Source organism: Pseudomonas syringae pv. tomato str. DC3000, from assembly GCF_000007805.1.
Classification (GTDB): domain Bacteria; phylum Pseudomonadota; class Gammaproteobacteria; order Pseudomonadales; family Pseudomonadaceae; genus Aquipseudomonas; species Aquipseudomonas avellanae.
The window spans coordinates 1,635,902-1,655,883 of sequence record NC_004578.1 but is presented as its reverse complement, the minus strand read 5'-3'; the positions used below and the strand labels follow the sequence as shown (position 1 = coordinate 1,655,883).

At 60.7% G+C, this 19,982-nt stretch carries 11 protein-coding genes; 2 read left to right on the top strand and 9 right to left on the bottom strand.

The genetic code is table 11. The features are described 5' to 3' along the window. Positions 1-10: 10 nt before the first annotated feature. Genes PSPTO_RS07860 through PSPTO_RS07835 form a run of 6 tightly spaced genes read right to left on the bottom strand, consistent with a single transcriptional unit; the run spans position 11 to position 7,528 of the window. Positions 11-1,021: a chemotaxis response regulator protein-glutamate methylesterase gene (locus PSPTO_RS07860; protein ID WP_005765912.1), complete on the bottom strand. Its 1,011-nt coding sequence runs from the start codon at positions 1,019-1,021 to the stop codon at positions 11-13. Beyond that, positions 1,018-3,399: a hybrid sensor histidine kinase/response regulator gene (locus PSPTO_RS07855; protein ID WP_011103579.1), complete on the bottom strand. Its 2,382-nt coding sequence runs from the start codon at positions 3,397-3,399 to the stop codon at positions 1,018-1,020. Before PSPTO_RS07855 ends, PSPTO_RS07860 begins: the two co-directional genes overlap by 4 nt. Further along, on the bottom strand, positions 3,396-4,085 hold the full coding sequence (locus PSPTO_RS07850; RefSeq protein WP_005765908.1) for a chemotaxis protein CheW: 690 nt from the start codon (positions 4,083-4,085) through the stop codon (positions 3,396-3,398). Before PSPTO_RS07850 ends, PSPTO_RS07855 begins: the two co-directional genes overlap by 4 nt. Further along, positions 4,085-5,365 (bottom strand): CheR family methyltransferase, encoded by a 1,281-nt coding sequence (locus PSPTO_RS07845; RefSeq protein WP_011103578.1) that lies wholly within the window; start codon positions 5,363-5,365, stop codon positions 4,085-4,087. Before PSPTO_RS07845 ends, PSPTO_RS07850 begins: the two co-directional genes overlap by 1 nt. Then, positions 5,362-5,898, bottom strand: a complete 537-nt coding sequence (locus PSPTO_RS07840) for a chemotaxis protein CheW (protein WP_003377717.1) — start codon at positions 5,896-5,898, stop codon at positions 5,362-5,364. The genes PSPTO_RS07845 and PSPTO_RS07840 overlap by 4 nt, the downstream gene beginning before the upstream one ends. Before the next feature lie 7 nt (positions 5,899-5,905). Then, a complete protein-coding gene (locus PSPTO_RS07835) occupies positions 5,906-7,528 on the bottom strand; it encodes a methyl-accepting chemotaxis protein (RefSeq protein WP_005765904.1) in 1,623 nt (540 codons plus the stop codon). Positions 7,529-7,797: 269 nt separating this feature from the next. On the opposite strand from PSPTO_RS07835, the gene PSPTO_RS07830 reads away from it, so the two are divergent. Then, positions 7,798-13,752 carry an NEL-type E3 ubiquitin ligase domain-containing protein gene (locus PSPTO_RS07830; RefSeq protein WP_011103577.1) on the top strand — a complete coding sequence of 1,985 codons (5,955 nt, stop codon included), beginning with the start codon at positions 7,798-7,800 and terminating at the stop codon, positions 13,750-13,752. A 57-nt stretch (positions 13,753-13,809) separates the two neighbouring features. Here PSPTO_RS07830 and PSPTO_RS07825 read toward each other — a convergent pair whose 3' ends face one another. Then, positions 13,810-14,556 carry a tellurite resistance TerB family protein gene (locus PSPTO_RS07825; protein WP_005765900.1) on the bottom strand — a complete coding sequence of 249 codons (747 nt, stop codon included), beginning with the start codon at positions 14,554-14,556 and terminating at the stop codon, positions 13,810-13,812. Positions 14,557-14,849: 293 nt separating this feature from the next. Here PSPTO_RS07825 and PSPTO_RS07820 point away from each other — a divergent pair, with 293 nt between their 5' ends. Continuing rightward, positions 14,850-16,937 carry a response regulator gene (locus PSPTO_RS07820; RefSeq protein ID WP_011103576.1) on the top strand — a complete coding sequence of 696 codons (2,088 nt, stop codon included), beginning with the start codon at positions 14,850-14,852 and terminating at the stop codon, positions 16,935-16,937. Positions 16,938-17,000: 63 nt separating this feature from the next. Here the strand turns inward: PSPTO_RS07820 and PSPTO_RS07815 are convergent, their stop codons facing one another. Together PSPTO_RS07815 and recJ are read right to left on the bottom strand one after the other, a co-directional pair. Continuing rightward, complete coding sequence (locus tag PSPTO_RS07815; protein WP_011103575.1) at positions 17,001-18,107, bottom strand: NADH:flavin oxidoreductase/NADH oxidase; 1,107 nt, start codon at positions 18,105-18,107, stop codon at positions 17,001-17,003. Between the two features lie 114 nt (positions 18,108-18,221). After that, on the bottom strand, positions 18,222-19,931 hold the full coding sequence (gene recJ / locus PSPTO_RS07810) for a single-stranded-DNA-specific exonuclease RecJ (protein WP_011103574.1): 1,710 nt from the start codon (positions 19,929-19,931) through the stop codon (positions 18,222-18,224). Positions 19,932-19,982 lie beyond the last annotated feature (51 nt).

Here is a 19,982-nt window from a genome sequence, read left to right as displayed (position 1 = left end):
ACCTGAGCAATCATTGAGTAAATACCTCCATCAAGCGCGGCGCAATCGTGTGCAGCGGGCGGATTTCGACGGCCGCATCAATGGCGGCGGCAGCCTTGGGCATGCCATACACCGCAGAACTGGCCTGATCCTGAGCGATGGTCAGAAAGCCCCGCTCACGCATGGCCTTGAGCCCCTGCGCGCCATCGCGCCCCATGCCAGTCAATAAAACGCCCACAGCCTCACCAGTCCAATAACGAGTCACGCTCTCGAAAAACACATCGATTGAGGGCCTGTAAACTTCGTTGACCGGCTCTGCGGTGTACGCCAGCGTGCCGTCCTTCAACAAGCGAATATGATGGTTGGTCCCGGCCAGCAGTACAACACCGACTTGCGGCGTTTCGCCCTCTTTTGCCAAGCGTACCGGCATGCCCGACGCTGAGCACAGCCACTCGGCCATGCCTGCAGCAAACACCTGATCCACATGCTGCACCAGCACAATGGCTGCCGGGAAATTTTCCGGAAGCCCCTTGAGCAGGATCTCCAGCGCCGCCGGGCCACCCGCCGATGAACCAATGGCGACCAGCCTGTCGCGTCTTGAGACCTCTGACCTGGACGTGGTCACCACGCGCTCACGGCCGACACGCTGGCCCATGAGCCAATCGATATTAAGTATCTTGCGCAGCAACGGCGCTGCGGCTTCTCTGGGGTTGGGGCCGCCGATGGCCGGCGTGTCTACCACATCCAGCGCGCCGTGCCCCATGGCTTCGAACACGCGGCGCATGTTCTGCTCGCGGTCGACGGTCACAATGACAATAGCGCATGGCGTCTCGGCCATGATGCGCCGTGTCGCCTCTACACCGTCCATCACGGGCATGATCAAGTCCATCAGGATCAGATCCGGCGTCTGCTCGATGCTGCGCTGCACAGCGTCGGCACCATTGGCCGCCACCCAGATGACCTGGTGTGCAGGCTCGAAAGCCAGCGCACGACGTAACGCCTCGATGGCCATAGGCATGTCGTTGACAATGGCAATCTTCATCCTTGCGCGTCTCCTATCAGTTCGACAACAGCGTCGAGCAAGGCATCATCATGGAAACTGGCCTTGGCCAGATAATAATCAGCACCGGCGTCCAGGCCGCGGCGGCGGTCTTCTTCACGGTCCTTGTAGGACACGACCATCACCGGCAGCGATTGCAGGCGGGTGTCACGCCGCAGCAGCGTCACCAGTTCGATACCGTCCATGCGCGGCATGTCGATGTCGGTGATAAGCAGGTCGAAGTCTTCGGCGCGCAACGCATTCCAGCCATCCATGCCGTCAACGGCAACCGACACGTCATAACCACGCCCCACCAGCAGCTTGCGTTCAAGCTCGCGCACTGTCAAAGAGTCATCGACCACCAGCACCCGTTTACGCGTGGCCTGATCGACCTGACGATTGCGCCGGTCGATACGCTCCAGCCTGCCGGTGTTCAGAAGCTTTTCCACCGAGCGCAGCATGTCTTCGACGTCAACGATCAACACCACCGAACCGTCATCGAGCAAAGCGCCTGCCGAGACGTCCTGAACCTTGCCCAGGCGTGCATCCAGCGGCATCACCACCAGCGTTCGCTCGCCGATAAAACGCTCGACGGCCACGCCGTAAACGGCATCACGCTCACGAATGACCACAACCTTGAGGGTCGTCTCGCCGGCATTTTGCGCGGGAGGGCGGTTCAACAGCTGACTGGCCGAGACCAGCCCCACATGGCGCTCTTCGTCCCAAAAGTGCTGACGCCCTTCCAGTTGCAGAATGTCATCAGGCTGCAAGTCACGCATGCGCTCGATGTGGGCCAGCGGGAAGGCATAGGCTTCGCCGCCGACTTCAACCACCAGGCTGCGCACCACCGAAAGGGTCAGTGGCATTTCGATCCTGAAACGACTGCCCTCGCCTGCCCATTGCTGCAACTGGACGCTGCCGTGCATCTGGCGAACCATGTGTTGCACGGCATCAAGGCCGACACCGCGCCCGGAAATCTGCGTGACCTTGTCGCGCATGCTGAAACCCGGCAGGAACAGAAAGCTCAGCAGTTCTTCTTCGCTCATCTGTTCGGCGGTTTCGGCCGGTGAAAGCTTGCGGTCCACGATACTCTGGCGCAAACGCGCCAGGTCCACGCCGCCACCGTCATCGCTCAACTCCACCACCAGCAGACCTGCCTGATGCGAGGCCTGCAGACGGATCAGCCCTTCAGGCTCCTTGCCGGCGGCAGCGCGCTTTTCGGGCAATTCGATGCCGTGATCAACAGCGTTGCGCAACAGGTGGGTCAAGGGCGCTTCGAGCTTTTCCAGGACATCGCGATCAACCTGAGTCTTCTCGCCTTCGATCTGCAAGCGGACCTGTTTGCCAAGCTCACGCCCCAGATCGCGGACCATGCGCGCCTGACCGTTCAACACATCGGCGAACGGCCGCATGCGGCAAGCCAGCGCGGTGTCGTACAACAGCTGCGCACGCTGGGCCGACTGCCAGCCGAATTCGTCGAGCTCGGCGGTCTGCTGGGCCAGCATGTGCTGCGCCTGAGATAACAGACTGCGCGCATCTTCCAGCGCTTTTTGCACATCGGCGCCTGGGCCGTACTCGCCAAAGCTGGCGCCGAGCACTTCAAGCGCCCGGTCGCTGCTGCTCTGCAGACGTTTGAGGCGCTGCATGCCAGCCAGCAAGGGCTTGAGTCGCTGGGTCTCGACCAGCGACTTGCTCGACATGTCCAACAGCCCGTTGAGGCGCTCGGCGGTAACGCGCAACACCCGCTCGCCGCCCTCGGCTACCCGACGCTCACGCAATGGCGTAAAGGGCGGTTCGGGTTCAGCGGCTGGCTCGGCCGGGGCCGGCACGGGGCCGGGAGGCGAACCGGCAGCCAGCGAATCAGTGGCCTGGCCGGTCAATGCCGCGGCCGCTGCGGAAGAAAGCTCCAGTTGTTGCATCGCGCTCGCCAGCAAGGGGTCGAGCAACGGATCAGTCAGCGCCTTAGTAACCGTACGTGCGGCACCGGCCCCCGAGGCCAGCAGGGTGTTGAGCCTTTCGACATAACTGTCGATATCGGCCTGACCGACGCTGGTGCCACCTGGCGTGGCAACACGCATCAACAGGTCAGTCCCGGCCAGCAACGCGTCGATGTGCTCGGCCTGCAGCAACAGCCGGCCCTCCTGAGCGCTGACCAGGCAATCTTCCATCACGTGCGCGACGCTGACACCGAAATCCACGCCGACAATCCGCGCGGCCCCCTTGAGCGAGTGCGCCGCACGCATGCAGGCTTCCAGCTGATCGGCCTGGGTCGGGTTGCGTTCGAGCGCCAGCAACCCGGCACTGAGTACCTGGGTCTGCGCATCGGCTTCCAGCGTGAACAGTTCAAACAGTGAGGCGTCACGCATTTGATCTGGCGTCATGTAAGGCTCCGATGCACCGCCGACAACAACTGTTCTTCATCCAGCCAACGCAGGCTGCGGTCTTTCCATTGCAGCACGCCACGGGTAAAGCGGGCATTGGCATGCGTGCCGGACGCAGAAGCGGCTTCCAGCTCACGCTCGTCAATGGCATGAATGCCGTCGACCTCGTCCACGGGCACCACGACCGGCCCGCCTCCGACCGCGATAATCAACATGCGCGGCACCACACGTGTCGACTGGGCAATCACCGGGTTGCTGTCCAGCCCGAGCAGCTCGACCAGCGAAATGCACGCGACCAGAGCCCCGCGCACGTTGGCCACGCCCAGCATCGCACGTGATCGCTGATGCGGCAGCGAATGAATCGTCTGGTACGGAGCGACCTCTGACAGGCAACTGGAAACCAGCCCCAGCCACTCTTCACCGAGGCGAAACACCAGAATCGAGCGGGTCTTGATGTCGCGCTGCAACACCGAACCCTGAAACTGCTCGTGATGCTCCTGAGCCAGTGAATAGCGGTCCAGCAAACGTGTGGCCGCCGCGGAATAAACCGCACAATTGCGGCAATGGATATGCTCTTCCAGCAACGGGCATGAGCGGTCACCGTGAATGCCGATGCGGTTCCAGCAATCATCGATGTCCAGGGCTTGATCATGGGTAATGCTGGAAAAACCGGACAGGCCCGTCATCAGTGGTTTCCTTGTTTATTCGCGCCACGTGCGGCACGGTCCTGCAAGCGCCGGGCACCTGCACTGTCACCCTGAGCGGCCAGCAGCGCTGCCAGCTGGGCCAGCGATTCGCGGTGCTGCGGTTGCAGGTACAACGCCTTGCGATAGAACCCTTGGGCCTGAACCACAGCGCCTTCAACTTCGCTGAGCAGGCCCAGCCAGTAGAACACTTGCGCAACCGGCTCATGCTGCTGCAGGTAGCGCTCGCAGGCGGCTCGCGCTTCGGCGCTTTTGCCTTCGTTGGCCAGGCCGGCAATGGTGTCGAGCAGCGCCGAGACCTCGCTATTGCCAGCCGCGGCGGCCGGTTTGGCGAGGGGCGCAAAAGCTGCTGACGTTCGTGCGGCAGGTCGTGGCGTGGGTGCTGGCGATCTGGCGGGTGCCTCAACGACTGGACGCGGGGCAATCGGCGCTGCGGCCTGCACCTGCGCCGGGGCGGCTGCTTCGGCGGGTGCGTGACGGAAGGCGAATGACTGCGCAATACCAATCGAGCGCATGCCAATGCCCGCCAGCAGGTTGCCCTCGGCCGGACCGATGAACAGCAGGCCGTCTTCACGGGTCAGTTGCTTGAGGACCTGAAACACGCGTTGCTGGGTCGGCCGGTCGAAATAGATGACCAGGTTGCGGCAGAACACGATGTCATACGGCACCTGCGAGGCCAGCTTCGGATCAAGCAGGTTGCCAGGCTGAAAATTCACGCAGGCACGAATTTCATCGGCAACTTCAAAGCCGTCGGTGATGGCGCTGAAAAAACGCTCGCGGTAACTGAGGTCGCTGCCGCGAAACGAGTTTTTGCCGTAAATGCCATGCACGGCCTTGGCAATGGAAACAGGGCTGATATCGACCGCATCGACCTTGAACTGCCGGGCATCGACCCCCGCATCGAACAACGCCATGGCGATGGAGTAAGGCTCCTCGCCGGTCGAGCACGGCAGACTGAGAATGCGCAGCGGGCGCACGCCGGCAAGGCTTGCGATGCGCTCACGGGCGAGCATGCCCAATGTCACGAAAGATTCAGGGTAACGAAAAAACCAGGTCTCGGGCACGATCACTGCTTCGATCAGCGCCTGCTGCTCTTGCGGCGACGAGATCAGCAGGTGCCAATAGTCGTCACTGTCAGCGCAGTTGGCCGCCTTCGCGCGCTGGCGCAAGGCGCGCTCGATGATCGCCTCGCCGACCGAGGTCACGTCCAGGCCGATGCGGTCCTTGAGGAAGCTGAAAAAGCGCGAGTCATCGGCTTTCATGACGCGTCCTCAAGCAGGTCGAGGTCGATTGGTGGCACCGGGTACAGCAACTCGCGAACCGGCTCGCTCAACAACTCCTGAACGTGAATCCATTGCAGCAGGCCCTGTTCGTCCTCGCGAACCGGCCCCAGATAAGGCGACAGTCGATTGTCCAGCCCGTATGCCTTGAACTGCGCGACCGGGCAGCGCAGGGTTTCGGTCGCCTGTTCGAGGATCAGCCCGAGCAACTGCGCCGGATGCGCATCATCATACCGATAGTGCACCAGCACCATACGTGTGCTGGTGCGCAAGCGCGCGGGCTGACCGGAGTTAAGCGCGCTGATGTCAATGACCGGCACGATCTCGCCGCGATGGGCGAAGATCCCCGCCACCCAGTGCGGAGCCCGGGCAATCGCCTTGAGCTTCACACGCGGCAGGATTTCAGCGATCTCGGTCGCGTCCAGTGCATAGCGGTCTTCGCCGATACAGAACAGCAGGAAGAGTTTGCTTGCAGTCAGTGGCGTGCCGTTGCGCCTCGGCGATTGTTCCGTCATGGGTGTGTCAGACCTTGAAACGCGACACGCCACCGCGCAGCCCGACCGCTACCTGACTCAACTCGTCAATGGCGAAGCTGGCTTGACGCAGTGAGTCGACGGTCTGGCTGCTGGCATCGGCCAGTTGCACCAGCGCCTGATTGATCTGCTCGGCGCCCGTGGCCTGCGCCTGCATCCCTTCATTGACCATCAGCACGCGCGGTGCCAGGGCCTGAACCTGATGAATGATCTGCGACAACTGTTCGCCGACCTGAGTGACCTCGAACATGCCGCGGCGCACTTCTTCGGAGAACTTGTCCATGCCCATCACGCCTGCGGACACCGCTGACTGGATCTCACGCACCATCTGCTCGATGTCGTAGGTGGCGACAGCGGTCTGGTCGGCCAGACGGCGCACCTCGGTGGCCACCACGGCAAAACCGCGACCGTATTCACCGGCTTTCTCGGCCTCGATGGCCGCGTTCAACGACAGCAGATTGGTCTGGTCGGCCACCTTGACGATGGTGACGACCACCTGATTGATGTTACCGGCCTTCTCGTTGAGGATCGCCAGTTTGGCGTTGACCAGATTGGCCGCGCCCATCACCTGATGCATGGTGTCTTCCATACGCGCCAGGCCCTGCTGGCCGGAACCGGCGAGCACCGAGGCCTGATCGGCCGCCGAGGTAACTTCGGTCATGGTGCGTACCAGGTCCCGCGAAGTGGCGGCAATTTCCCGCGAAGTTGCGCCGATCTCGGTGGTGGTTGCGGCGGTCTCGGTGGCCGTGGCCTGTTGTTGACGGGACGTCGCGGCGATTTCGGTAACTGACGTGGTGACCTGTACCGACGAACGCTGCGCCTGGGCGACCAGCGTGGTGAGGTCGGTCATCATGTCGTTGAAGCCGGTCTCGACCGCATTGAACTCGTCCTTGCGGGACAGGTTCAAGCGCGTGCTCAGGTCGCCGGTACGCATGATGTCGAGGATCCGCACGATCAGTTGCATCGGTGCCATGATCGAACGCATCAGCAGCAGACCGCAGGCCGCAGCCGCCAGCACGGCGACCAGCAGCGACAGGATCATGCTGATCTTGGCAGCCAGTACGGCGTTGACAATGTTGGCGGTAGCCTGATCAGCCAGCTGTTTATTGGCCACGATGAGCTCATTGAGCTGTTTGCGGCCGGCGAGCCAGACCGGGTTTACATCGCTATAGAACTCGGCGCGTGCGCCAGCGTAGTCGCCTCGATCATACTTGGAGTGAACCTCGGCAAGCATGCGCGAATAAGCCTCGCGGCGCTTCTCGAAAATTGCGAAGCCGTCTCGGTCTTCATCAGTGAAGATAGACTTCTTGTAGCCATCCATCTGTGCCTGCAGGTTTTCGTCAAAGCTCTGAAACTGGTCTTTTTCCTGCTTGGTCAGCGGACGCCCCTGCCCTTCGGCAATCAGCTCCAGCGTGCGGATGTAACTTTCACCCCACGCGCTGCGCACCAGCGTGCTGTAGTAAACACCGGGCAACGCATCGAGACGGACATCTTCCTCGCTGGACTCGATGGACAACAGTCGTGAATACGACACAACCACCATCAGCAGCATGATTGCGATGATGACGGCAAAACTCGCCAGAATCCGTTGGCGCAAGGTCCAGTTCTTCACAGTCAGCCCTCAAGAGTTCAACGACGGCGTCGGGCCGTGTTCAAGAAGCGGACCGACGAACGGTCCAAGCGGCGTGAGTATAGCCCAGCCATTGGCAGGCAAGCGGTCCATACACAGATGAACATCATGCGCCTGCCGATAACCGAGCCTCACTGCCCTTTTTGTCGGCCAGCGCCAACACTACTTGAGCGCCCATACATAGTTACCACTTGCAGGCCGGATCACAAACGTAAGCTTTGTCGACTATTCATTCATGACAAGGCAGTCCAATGCTAGATCCATCCCTGGCGGGCATTGCTCCAGCAAACCCGCACGTGCAACTTATAGAAGACCACTCGCCTGACTGGCTGCTTGAGGCAGAACCCGCCACTCATGCGGCCTTGCGCAAGGCGTCCGCTGTCGCGCCGCAATGGCTGGCCAACGCACGCGAGTCCAGCCCCGAACAGGGCGCGGCATTGCAACGCCTGTACGCCGAACACCGCGAGAACGAACAAAAGGTCCGCCCGACGCTCGATCGTCTGTCCACGCTTGAAGACTTTGCCAGGCCCTTGCTGACGGCAGCCATCAACGAGCGCTTCGGCGTAGACGTGGATGTTGACAAGACCTGGCTGTTCCATGCGGGCCGGGCAACGGTCGACCAGTCGTTCATTTCGGCCTCCAAAGACCCGCTGGCCCAAGCCAGCATCGCCCTGAGGGCCGCCACCCAGAGCCTGCTCAAGGCGGCGTTGCAAAATTTCGAGGCCTGGGAAACAGCAAACGGCGCGATGGACTCGGACTCCGGCATCAAGGCCGCGGTGTTTTCCGCATATGAAATCATCGGTACGCAGATGACCGGCAAGTCGGTACCGATCTCCCCCACCGGGTTTGCAGCGCTGTGCCGTGAACTGGACCTGGGCGGCAAGTATCAGACGCACCTCGAATCCGCATTCAGTACGCCTGCGACACTAGGAGAAACGGCCGACAGGATCCGAGACAACTTCATACAACTGGAGTCGTCATCCATCAGGCTTCAGTTACAAATAGCCACGTTGAAGGGGCTGATCAGCCAGCCGCTACATGACGCGGTACTGGACATTGTTGCGGGCAAGCGCAACGTTCAACTCGATAACCTGCCCGTGAAGTGCAGCGTGCTGCGCTTATGGGATGTCGAACTGACCGGCATTGTGGTGTTTGGCAAAGATCGCGAGGTGGCCACTCAGGTGGAAAAAATCGTCGTTTATATACCCGACGATCCCATTGCGCCGCTGAAAGAATATGACTCGGCTGAAGCATTCCTGAGTTCATTGCGCGACCGGATGTTCGTTGACGGGTACCTGAACTTCTTCCAGCGTTTCATTCCGGCGCGACACCGAAGTACGCTGTATGGAAAATTGCTTGAACGCCTGCACCCCAAGGTCAAGAAAGGCGGTTTCTTCGAGGGCCAGTGGTTAGAACAGGAAGCAGACCGAAACGCCCGGCTGGACCTGAGAGAAACCCCGCTCGGCGGCGTGTTGCTCGACAACCTGCACGATCGCAAGCTTGCCGCCCTGCGCGACGACGCATTGTTCCACGGCGTGCCCACTGCGTCAGAGGACCAAAAGACCTTCGATGAGCGTGTGCAGTATTTCAAGGACACTGCATTCAATGTGCTGAATATCGCAGCCTTCGTCGTCCCCGGGCTGGGCGAAGTCATGCTGGCCGTGACAGCCGCGCAACTGATCCACGAAGTGTATGACGGCGCACAAAGCTGGGCGCATGGCGAACGACAGCAGGCCTTTGCCTACCTGTTCGATGTAGTAGAGAACATCGCATTGATGTCAGCCCTGGGCGCAGCCGTGGCCAGTGGTTCGGGCATTCCAGCCGTGCAGGTGCCTGAGTTCGTCAGCAGTCTGCAGGCGGTGGAGCTGCCGGACGGCGCGACGCGGCTTTGGAAACCGGACCTGTCACCGTTCGCCCATGACATCGTGCTGCCGAAGGGTTTGCAGCCCGATGAACTGGGCCTCTACCACTGGCAAGGCAAACAGTGGCTGCCTGTCGACGGGCAGACCTATTCGGTCAAACCGGCGGCAACCGACGGCGATTATCTGATCGAGCACCCTACCCGGACCAACAGCTATCAGCCGGCCTTGCGGCATAACGGCGCGGGAGCCTGGTTGCATGAACTTGATCGGCCACTGGAGATGGAGGGCCTGACCCTGTTTCGGCGGCTTGGGTACTCCAGGGACGCGTTTTCCGATGTCACGGCGCGACGCATCCTGCGCGTCAGTGACACAACCGAATCAGTCATGCGCCGCGCACTCCATGAGCAACAACCCGCGCCTGCCCTGCTGGAAGACACTGCACGCCGGTTCAGGCTGGATCAGCAAATCGATCGCGTCATCGAACAGATGGAAGCCGGTGACATCCACGCGGACGCCTCCCTCCAGCTGGATTTGCTGAGTCAGGAACCCGCCTGGCCCGGCAATCGTGCGCTGGTGCTGGTGGATGGCGACGGCAACACCCTCGGTACATTTCCACCGGCACGCCAGGCTACTCCCGATAACGTTCTGCGCATTCGTGCCGACCAGCCGGACGCGCTGCGCCAGGCGCTTGAAGGCTTAAGCAATAACGAGATCAGAACCCTGCTCGATGAAGAGTTCGGCGCAGGCCAGCTCGGCATGTCGCCCAGGTTGACCACGCTGCGGACCCGCCTGGTTGCCAGCGCCCGAAGGAGCAGAGCCTGGCTGTTTGAATCCCGTTACCGCACACTGAAAATCGGCGATGTGGACGGCACTCCAACCCTCCAGAAAGCCTTTGGCGGGCTGCCTCCCATGGTTGCGCAAGAGCTTGCCAGCCACGCATTGCCTGCGGAACGGGTTCAGCTTGTAAAAGATCACCGCGTACCGTTGCGAATGGCCGAGGAAGCCACTGTTTATCTGCAAAAGACACGTTTGGCACGTGCCTACGAAGGGCTTTACCTGACGTCGGTTTCCAGCGCCGATAGCGAGTGTCTTGCCCTTCACAGCCTTGAGGCCCTGCCGCAATGGCCAGCACAGGTCCGACTGGAAGTCCGCAATCGTTATTTCAGCGGTGCATTGATCGACAGCATCGGCCCGCAGGACGCTCCGATTCGCAAAGTGCTGATCAGCGATGGCAGCCGTTATGAAGTCCGTGACGCTGACGATCAGCACCTGCATGGCCTGGACGACCTCTATGCGTCCGTACTCCACGCCTTGCCGGATGCCCAGCGCAGCCAGTTGGGTTTTCCCCATGCAGGTCAGGGGCAGGACCTGAAGAGACTGGTTCAGGAAAATCCTTTATCCCGTCAGAAACTCGCACCCTTGCTGAAAATGCAGGCTATCAAGCCTGGCTCCAGATCGCCCATGCGCCTGGCCGACGGCCGCCTGGGTTACCCGTTGAGCGGACGCGGCAGGATCGACTGGTACACGACCGACGAAAGCCTGCTGGACAAGATCCGCACGCTGGAGCTGGAAGATGCCTTCCCGGAAGACATTCTCAACCGCCTGCGCCACACCGGCTGGGACAACAGGGCCATCGATGATCGACTCAACACGCTGCTGGGCGAACAGCTGGATCTGCGTGCAAGCCTTATCGTCTGGACCGATGAAGTCACCACATTTCTACAGATGAGCCAGGCACATGTGGACAGTCGAGAGCGCATCAGTGAGGCCATCTGGAGCCACTGGCGCCTCAACAATCTGCCCGAGATCGGGCGTACGTTCGAGCCGCTGCGTTTGCAGTACGTGTCCCTGACAGATTTCCCCCGACACTTGCCGGACTTTGTCTATAACCGCGTCACCGCGTTGCACCTGGAAAACATCTCGATTGAAACCCGAGTACGTCCCGGTGTTGAGAGCACAACGCCTGCCGAGCCGAATCTGCCCCGGCAATTGACCAACACGTTCGAGCTGGGGCATTTCCTGCGACGCTTCCCGCAGGCGCAATCACTGAACCTGGTCAGTGAGCCCAGCGCAGGGCTCGACCCTGAAACCTCGACATTCATCAACCTGCCCCAGCAAATATCCAGCGTGCTGCCACAGCTCACCGAGCTGGGGCTGATCAATCAGGGCATCTTTCTCGATCAGCCGCAGATGAGTCACTTTCGCGATATGCCTGCTCTTAGAACGCTGGACCTCAGCGGCAATCGTCTGGTCAGCCTGTTGCCTATGGACCTTGGCTGGCTGCGTCTCGATCGACTGGTGCTTGAGCGGGTCGGTATGTACCGTTGGCCTTCATGGCTGACTGACATGATCCCGAGCAATATTCGTGAGCTTTCGGTGGCTCACAATAACCTGACCGAACTGCCTGGCTGGATTCTCGACAACCCGCCCAGCCTGGAACATCAGACGCTGATCGACTTGCGCGGTAACAGTCTGTCCCGGCACACCGCAATACAGGCGCGCATCAACGAGGCAGTTTCCGGCCGCGCCTTCAGGTTTGTCATGGACACCCCGCTCGCGGTGCAGGCCGCGGTGAACATGCAACTGCAGCAGGGCGCCGAGTTGGTAGTGGCGCTTGATCAGTGGACAAATGCGTCAAGCTCACTGGCGATACCGAGCGAGCAGACAATAGCGGCGCGACGCCAGATCGGTTTGCTGCTGATTGATCACTGGCGCACGTTCAGCCTGGGGCATATCCATACGCCGCTGCGCCTGGTCGATATTGCCCTGGCGGATTTTCCCCGACAGTTGCCGGACTTCTTCTGTCGTCAGGTGCGCTACCTGCACCTGAGCAGAGTCACCGGAACAGCGTCTGACCTCGACCAGTTGCTGCGGCGCATGACTGATCTGAATTCGCTGGAAATGAGCGGCCATGTGATACCGCTGACCCGGCTGCCGGAAGCGCTGCTGGAACTTCGCGCACTGCGTTCGTTGTGCCTCAACGATCAGGGCCTGCTTCTCGAGCAACAACACATCGATTTTTTCAGCCGTATTCCGACGCTTGAACGGCTGGAACTCGATGGCAATCGGATAGGTGCCATTACCGACCTCTCCAGCCTCAACTACACCGCCCTCAACTGGCTGTCGCTGAACAATGTCGGGCTGAGCGAATGGCCAACCTGGATCGATGAAATGATTCCGTCGCCCCTGAAAACGCTTCTGCTGGAGGGCAATCTGATCACTGACTTGCCGGAAAACATTCTCGCCAATCCCGCTAGCCAGCATTCGCACACGGAAATAAGCCTGCTGAACAACCCGCTTTCCGAAGCAACCATGCGCAGTGCGCAGATGTCGGAGCGTTACGGACGTGCCTTCACCTTCGACATGGACCTACCGCCCGAACTCAGCGGCATGGACTGGACAGAAAGCCGTGACTCCGACGGGTCAATATCGGATTACATGCCTTCCGACGAGAGCCGCTCTTCCACCCCGGAGCCCGTTACTGTCGAGCCTTGGCTGGAAGAATCGCACCCCATGAGCGCAGAGCGCCTCCAGATCTGGGAGCAACTGGAAGCCGGTGAACACACACGCAATCTTCTGGAGCTGATCGATTCACTGCGTCTCAGCGCCGATTACCGCAACATGGCCAGTCGATCAGCATTACGAGAGCGTGTCTGGACAGTGCTCGCCACCGCGAATCAGGACCCACAGTTGTGCATGACCCTCAACGCTATTGCCGAAGAGCCGCTCAGGCTGTTTCACGATAACGCTACCTGCTCGGACGGCATCGTTCTGGAGTTCAATCAGATGGAGGTGCTGATCTTCACTCGCCAGTCCTTGCAAAACGTCGTTACCGAGCAGCGCGGTGCAACGCTTTATCAGTTGGCTGTCCGGCTTTATAGGTTATCCGAGCTGGACGCGGCTGCTCGCGAACAGGCTGGAGACAGAGACGAGGCCGAAGTCCGCCTGGCGTATCGCGTGCACTGGGCAAGTGCACTGAACCTGCCCGTGCCGCCGGAGCACATGCTGTTCGAGGTCCACGCGCGTATTCGACCGGGGGAACTCGACACTGCCCTGCTTCGCGTGCGGACCGGCGAACAGGGCGAGCCGTTCCTGAGTTTTGCGGCGCAACAGGATTTCTGGGTCAGTTATTTGCGGGAAATTCATGCAGGCCGTTTTGAGGCACTTGAACGCGTCTATCGAACCGACCTGACCCGACTTACCGACGAATTCGAGCGACGTAATATCAGCCTCGACAACCCGGAATACGAAAATCGAATTCAAGAGTTCGAAGCCCGGTTCAAGCAGCAACAGGCCACGCTCATCCGTGAGCTGACCAATGCCGAGGGGCTGGAACACCCTTGACCTGGCATTGTCTCGATAACACGAGAACTGTCCGCAAGCCGATCAGGTACCTGCAGATCACTCGGTGTCTCTGACCTGCCCCTCCAGTTCGGCCTTGAGGCCCGGATCCAGTTTCAATTGGCGCGCCAGCTCATCGAGATAGGCGCGCTCCATGAAATGCTCGTCATCAACCAGCATCACGCTGGCGATGTACATTTCCGCTGCCATTTCAGGCGTGGTCGCAGCGCGGGCCACTTCTGCAGGGTCCAGCGGTTTGTTCAGTTCGGCCTGAAGCCAGTGCTGAAGCGCTTGGTCGTTATTGAGCTTGCTGAACTCGCCCTCGATCAACGCACGCTCGCGCTCATCGACGTGACCGTCAGCTTTGGCTGCAGCAACAAGCGCTCGCAGAATGGCCTGGCTATGCTGCTCGGCTTCAGCCTCGGGCAAGCGGTCGATGGTCTGCGGTTCGCGCTGACCGGTCAGCCCCTGACTGGCCTGCCAGTTGTTGTACGCTTTGTAGGCCAGTACACCCAACGCTGCCAGGCCACCATACGTCAGCACTTTGCCGCCCATGCCACGCGAGCGTTTGCCGCGCAGCAGGCCCATGGCGCCTGCGGCCAGCGCACCACCTCCTGCGCCAGACAACAAGCCACCCAGCCCGCCCGAAGAAGACCCTTTGCCTTTATTGCCGCCGAGCAAGCTGCCCAGACCATTGATCAATGAATCGCTGCCCGACGATTGCTTGCCGGATTTGCCGTTGCTCTTGTCCTGCAGCATGCTTTGGCCAGACTTGAGCAACTGATCGAGTAAACCACGCGTATTCACAGAGAGCCTCCTACAAGGTTAGTCAGATAAGTCATTGACCCGCAGGTTAAAGAGAAGTGACCTGTCGTCCCCTAACAGTATGCTTCCGAATGTTACAGACCCACGTAACGCCCGCTCATCTCCTTGTCCGTCATATCGATAAAACGTGTGCAACCGGCGCCAGTGAAACAGGGTCAATACAAGTATTCGCAGAGTTACCAACAGAACTCACCCGCATAGATGGTTTGGCCAGGTAAGCACAGTCATATGAATGCTTTTGCATCCAGAAGCAGTCCGTCAGGAGCTTGCCTCACGTGATATCCCCAATTGATTTTCCGGCAGGTGCAAGCAAGGCGGCCGGGATTATTCGATCAAAGGACTGGAGCCCGACGTCACTCGGGCCAATCGAACACTGGCCAGCAGCGCTGAAAAGCACCCTGAATCTGCTCCTCAACTCGCCGGAATCGATGTACCTGCTTTGGGGACCGGAGCTGGTGTTTTTCCATAACGACGCTTACGCACCCATTCTTGGCCCGCGCCAACGTGGGGCAATCGGCTCGCCGGTTGCCGAGCTGTGGGCTGACGTCTGGGATCAGGTCGCACCGCTGGCCGCCGATGCGCTGGCTGGTACGCCGTGTCGCTACGTGGACATGCCCCTGAGCATGGCGCGTTTTGGCGAAGTCGAGCAGACGTGGTGGTCATTTTCCTTCTCGCCGGTGATCGACGAGAACGGTGTTATCACTGGGGTTTTCTGTATCACCAACGAGACCACTCAGCATGTTCTCGACCACCACGCGCTGCGCGACAGCGAACGCAAGCGTCAGGAGTTGATCGACAAGCTGGTCAGGCAGGAACGGCAACAGACTGCAAGGCTGAAACAACGCACGCTGGAGCTGAACACATTCTGGGAGATGTCGCCCGACCCACTGGCAATACTCGATTTCAACGGCATGTTTCTGCGGGTCAATCCAGCCTGGACGGCGATCCTCGGGCGCACGGAACAGGAACTGGCGGGCAGCTCGATCATGACCCTGCTGCACCCGGACGACGTCGGCAATACCCGGAGCGCGCTGAAACGCACGGTGAATCAGGTGCTCCCGCTGTTTGAGAACCGCTATCAACATGTGGACGGGACGTATAACTGGTTCGGCTGGACTGCTGCACCCGGCAATGGAATCATTTTCGCACTGGGCAAACACCTGACCCACGAGAAGCAACGCATCGAGGCCCTGCACATTGCCGAAGAAGCGCTGCGTCAGTCGCAGAAAATGGAAGCCGTCGGCCAGCTCACCGGCGGCCTGGCACACGACTTCAATAATCTGCTGATGGGCGTGACCGGCAACATGGAGCTGCTGCTGTCGAGGATTCGCCAGGAACGCTTTACCGGGCTGGACCGCTACATCAATGCAGCACTGGAGGGCTCCAGGCGCGCGGCGTCTTTGACCCATCGACTGCTGGCCTTCTCGCGCCGCCAGACCCTGGCCCCCAAAGCTACTGATGTCGATGTGCTGATTGCCGGCATGGATGAGCTGATCAGGCGCACCGTAGGCCCGGCCATCGACATGCAGGTGGTTGCGTCACGCGGCCTGTGGTCGACGCTGGTTGACCCGCATCAACTGGAAAACTCGCTGCTCAATCTGTGCCTGAATGCCAGGGATGCGATGCCTGATGGCGGCCGATTGCTGATCCAGACTGCCAATCGCCATCTGAATGCATCTGCGGCGACTCAATACGAGCTGCCCCCCGGCCGGTACGTGGAGTTGTCTGTCACCGATACTGGCACCGGCATGGCGAAAGAGGTTATCGACCGCGCCTTCGACCCGTTTTTCACGACCAAGCCGACGGGCATGGGCACCGGCCTGGGGTTGTCGATGATTTACGGATTTGCGCGACAATCCGGCGGTGGCGTGCGCATCGGCTCGACCCTCGGGGAAGGGTCACGCATATGCATCCTGCTGCCGATGCACGAAGGCGATGCAGAATCGGTCGCACTGGATGACGGTCTGTTGACGATTGCGCCGCAAAGCGCGGGTGACGAGACCATTCTGGTCGTCGATGACGAACCGGCGGTACGCCTGCTGATCGCCGAACTGCTTGAGGACCTGGGTTACGCCGTGTTGCAGGCCGAACGGGGCGCCGACGCCCTGGTCGTCCTGCAATCGAAGGCGGCCATCGATCTGTTGATTACCGACGTCGGCCTGCCGGGCGGCATGAATGGTCGTCAGGTTGCCGATGCGGCCAGAGAGGTACGACCCGACCTGAAAGTCCTGTTCGTGACCGGTTACGCTGAAAACGCCGCGTTAGCCCACGACACCCTGGAACCGGGCATGCACGTGCTGCCCAAACCGTTTGCCATCGCCGAACTGATCGGGCGTGTGACCGAGTTACTGGAAAGCGAGTGACAAAAAACCGAGCGCTTTGCGGCGCTCGGTTTACGGTTGTCACGACATCAGTCAGTTTGATGATCAGTCGCGCAAATCAGACTCATGAATCGGCTGATCGCGATGGGTCGCGCGCTGGTACTGCGCAGGCCACGTCGCCAGGCGTCCACCCAGGTCCTCATCGGCACGCAGCGGCCAGTACGGGTCACGCAACAGCTCTCGTGCCAACAGAATGATGTCGGCCTGGCCCGTACGCAGAATATGCTCTGCCTGGGCAGGATCGGTAATCATGCCCACCGTGCCTGTGGCAATGTCGGACTCCTTGCGCACGCGCTCGGCAAACCGCGTCTGATAGCCCGGGCCTACCGGGATTTCCGCGTTGGCCGACGTTCCGCCCGACGACACATCGATCAGGTCGGTGCCCAGCGCTTTCAAGCGACGCGCCAGCTCGACGGTTTCATCAGCGTTCCAGCCGTCTTCCACCCAATCGGTGGCAGACACACGGACGAACAAGGGCAGCTCTTCAGGCCACACCGCGTGCACCGCTTCGGTCACTTGCAGGGTCAGGCGAATCCGGTTCTCGAACGAGCCGCCGTACTGGTCGGTGCGCTGATTGCTCAAGGGCGACAGGAACTGGTGCAGCAGGTAGCCGTGCGCAGCGTGAATTTCCACCACTTTGAAGCCCGCGGTCAGGGCACGGCGTGCGGACTCGACGAATGCCTCGATCAGTTCCTTGATCTGCGTTTCGCTGAGTTGCACAGGTGCGGTGTGCTGCGGATCGAAGGCAATCGCCGATGGCCCGACCGGCGTCCAGCCACCTTCATTGAGCGGCACACTACCGTGTTTGCCCAGCCACGGGCGCCAAGTGCTGGCCTTGCGCCCGGCGTGAGCCAGTTGAATACCTGCAACCGCGCCTTGGGCATTGATGAAGCGCGTAATGCGTTGCAGCGGCTCGATCTGTTCATCGTTCCACAGGCCGAGGTCTTCGGGCGTGATCCGACCGTCCGGCGTCACGGCCATCGCTTCGCTCATGACCAGCCCGGCACCGCCCACCGCGCGACTTCCCAGGTGGACCAGGTGCCAGTCATTGGCCAGGCCGTCGACACTGGAATATTGGCACATGGGTGAAACGGCAATGCGGTTGCGCAGGGTCAATTGACGCAGCGTGTAGGGTTCTAACAGCAGGCTCATGGCAACCTCTCGTAATGAAAATTCAGGTGTCCAGGCTCTGTTCACACTCTGAACAGGTTTTAACAGCCAGTCTGTTGTCGACAACCCGATAACGAGAGGGGTTCCTGCTGATTGTCAGCGTGGCGCGATGTGCACCACCATCAATTGCACGGTTTCGTTGCCGCGAAACTCGTTGAGGTCGAGTTTATAAGCCAGCTCGACCCAGCGAATATTGGGGTTGGGCCAGATGTCGCGGTCGACGCTGAACGCGATACCGTCCAGCCTCACGCTGCCACATTCGGTCTTGAGCACCATCTTCAAATGTCGTTCGCCCACGACGCGTTGCTCGACCAGCTGAAATACACCATGAAACAGCGGCTCAGGGAAATGCTGACCCCAAGGGCCTGCATTGCGCAGGGCGCGGGCCAGCTCCAGGTGAAACTCTTCGACCGCCAGCGAGCCGTCAGACAGCAGGCGCCCGGTAAGGTCCTGTTCATCCAGCTGGCGGCGCACTTCCAGGTCGAACGCCTCGGCAAACGCCGGAAAGTTATCTTCGGGCAGCGAGAGGCCTGCCGCCATGGCGTGCCCGCCAAACTTGCTGATCAAGTGAGGGTGACCCGCGGCCACGGCGTCCAGCGCGTCACGGATGTGAAAACCCGGCACCGAGCGTGCCGAGCCCTTGAGCACGCCCTCCCCGGCACTGGCAAACGCGATGGTGGGCCGGTGGTAACGCTCCTTGAGCCGCGAGGCGAGAATACCGATGACGCCCTGATGCCACTCCGCATCGAACAGGCACAGCCCGAACGGCATGGACTCCATCGGCAGGTCCTTGAGCTGCGCAAGTGCTTCGCGCTGCATGCCCTGCTCGATGGACTTGCGGTCCTGATTCAGTTCGTCCAGTTGCACGGCCATTTCCCGCGCCCGTGTCGGATCGTCGCAGAGCAGGCATTCGATGCCCAGGCTCATGTCATCCAGACGCCCCGCCGCGTTCAGGCGCGGGCCCAGAATGAACCCCAGGTCCGTTGAAGTGATGCGCGCAGGCTCACGCCGTGCGACTTCCAGAATCGCGCGCAGCCCGGGGCGGGCGCGGCCCGCACGGATACGCATCAGCCCCTGGTGCACCAGAATGCGGTTATTGGCGTCCAGCGGCACGACGTCAGCGACGCTGCCCAGCGCCACCAGATCGAGCAGTTCGCCCAGATTGGGCTGGGCACGCTGATCGAACCAGCCGGTGTCACGCAAGCGTGCTCGCAGGGCCATCAACACGTAAAAGATCACCCCCACGCCCGCCAGCGATTTACTGGGAAAGGTGCACCCTGGCTGATTTGGGTTGACGATGGCGTCTGCCGCCGGAAGCTCGTGACCGGGCAAGTGGTGGTCGGTGACCAGCACTTGCAAGCCTGCCGCCTTGGCCGCCGCCACGCCCTCGACACTTGAAATGCCGTTATCCACGGTGATCAGCAGCTGCGGCTCGCGCTGCAGAGCTACTTCGACGATTTCCGGGGTCAGGCCGTAGCCGTATTCAAAGCGGTTGGGCACCAGATAATCAACGTGCGCCGCACCCAGCAAACGCAGGCCCAGCACTCCGACCGTACAGGCGGTCGCGCCGTCGGCATCGAAGTCGCAGACGATCAGCATGCGCTGACCTTCACGCAGGGCGGTCACCAGCAGGTCTACAGCTGCATCTATACCTTTGAGCTGCTGATAGGGGATCAGTCGCGCCAGGCTTTTGTCCAGCTCGGCCTCGCATGCCACACCTCTGGCCGCGTACAGACGTGTGAGCAAGGGCGGCAGGTCGCCAAGAAACGGCAAAGTGTCGGGCAACGGACGAGGTTCAATGCGCATGCGGGTCAGCTGATTCTCTTGAGGGTGTCGATTAACGTTTTGTCGCCAGGC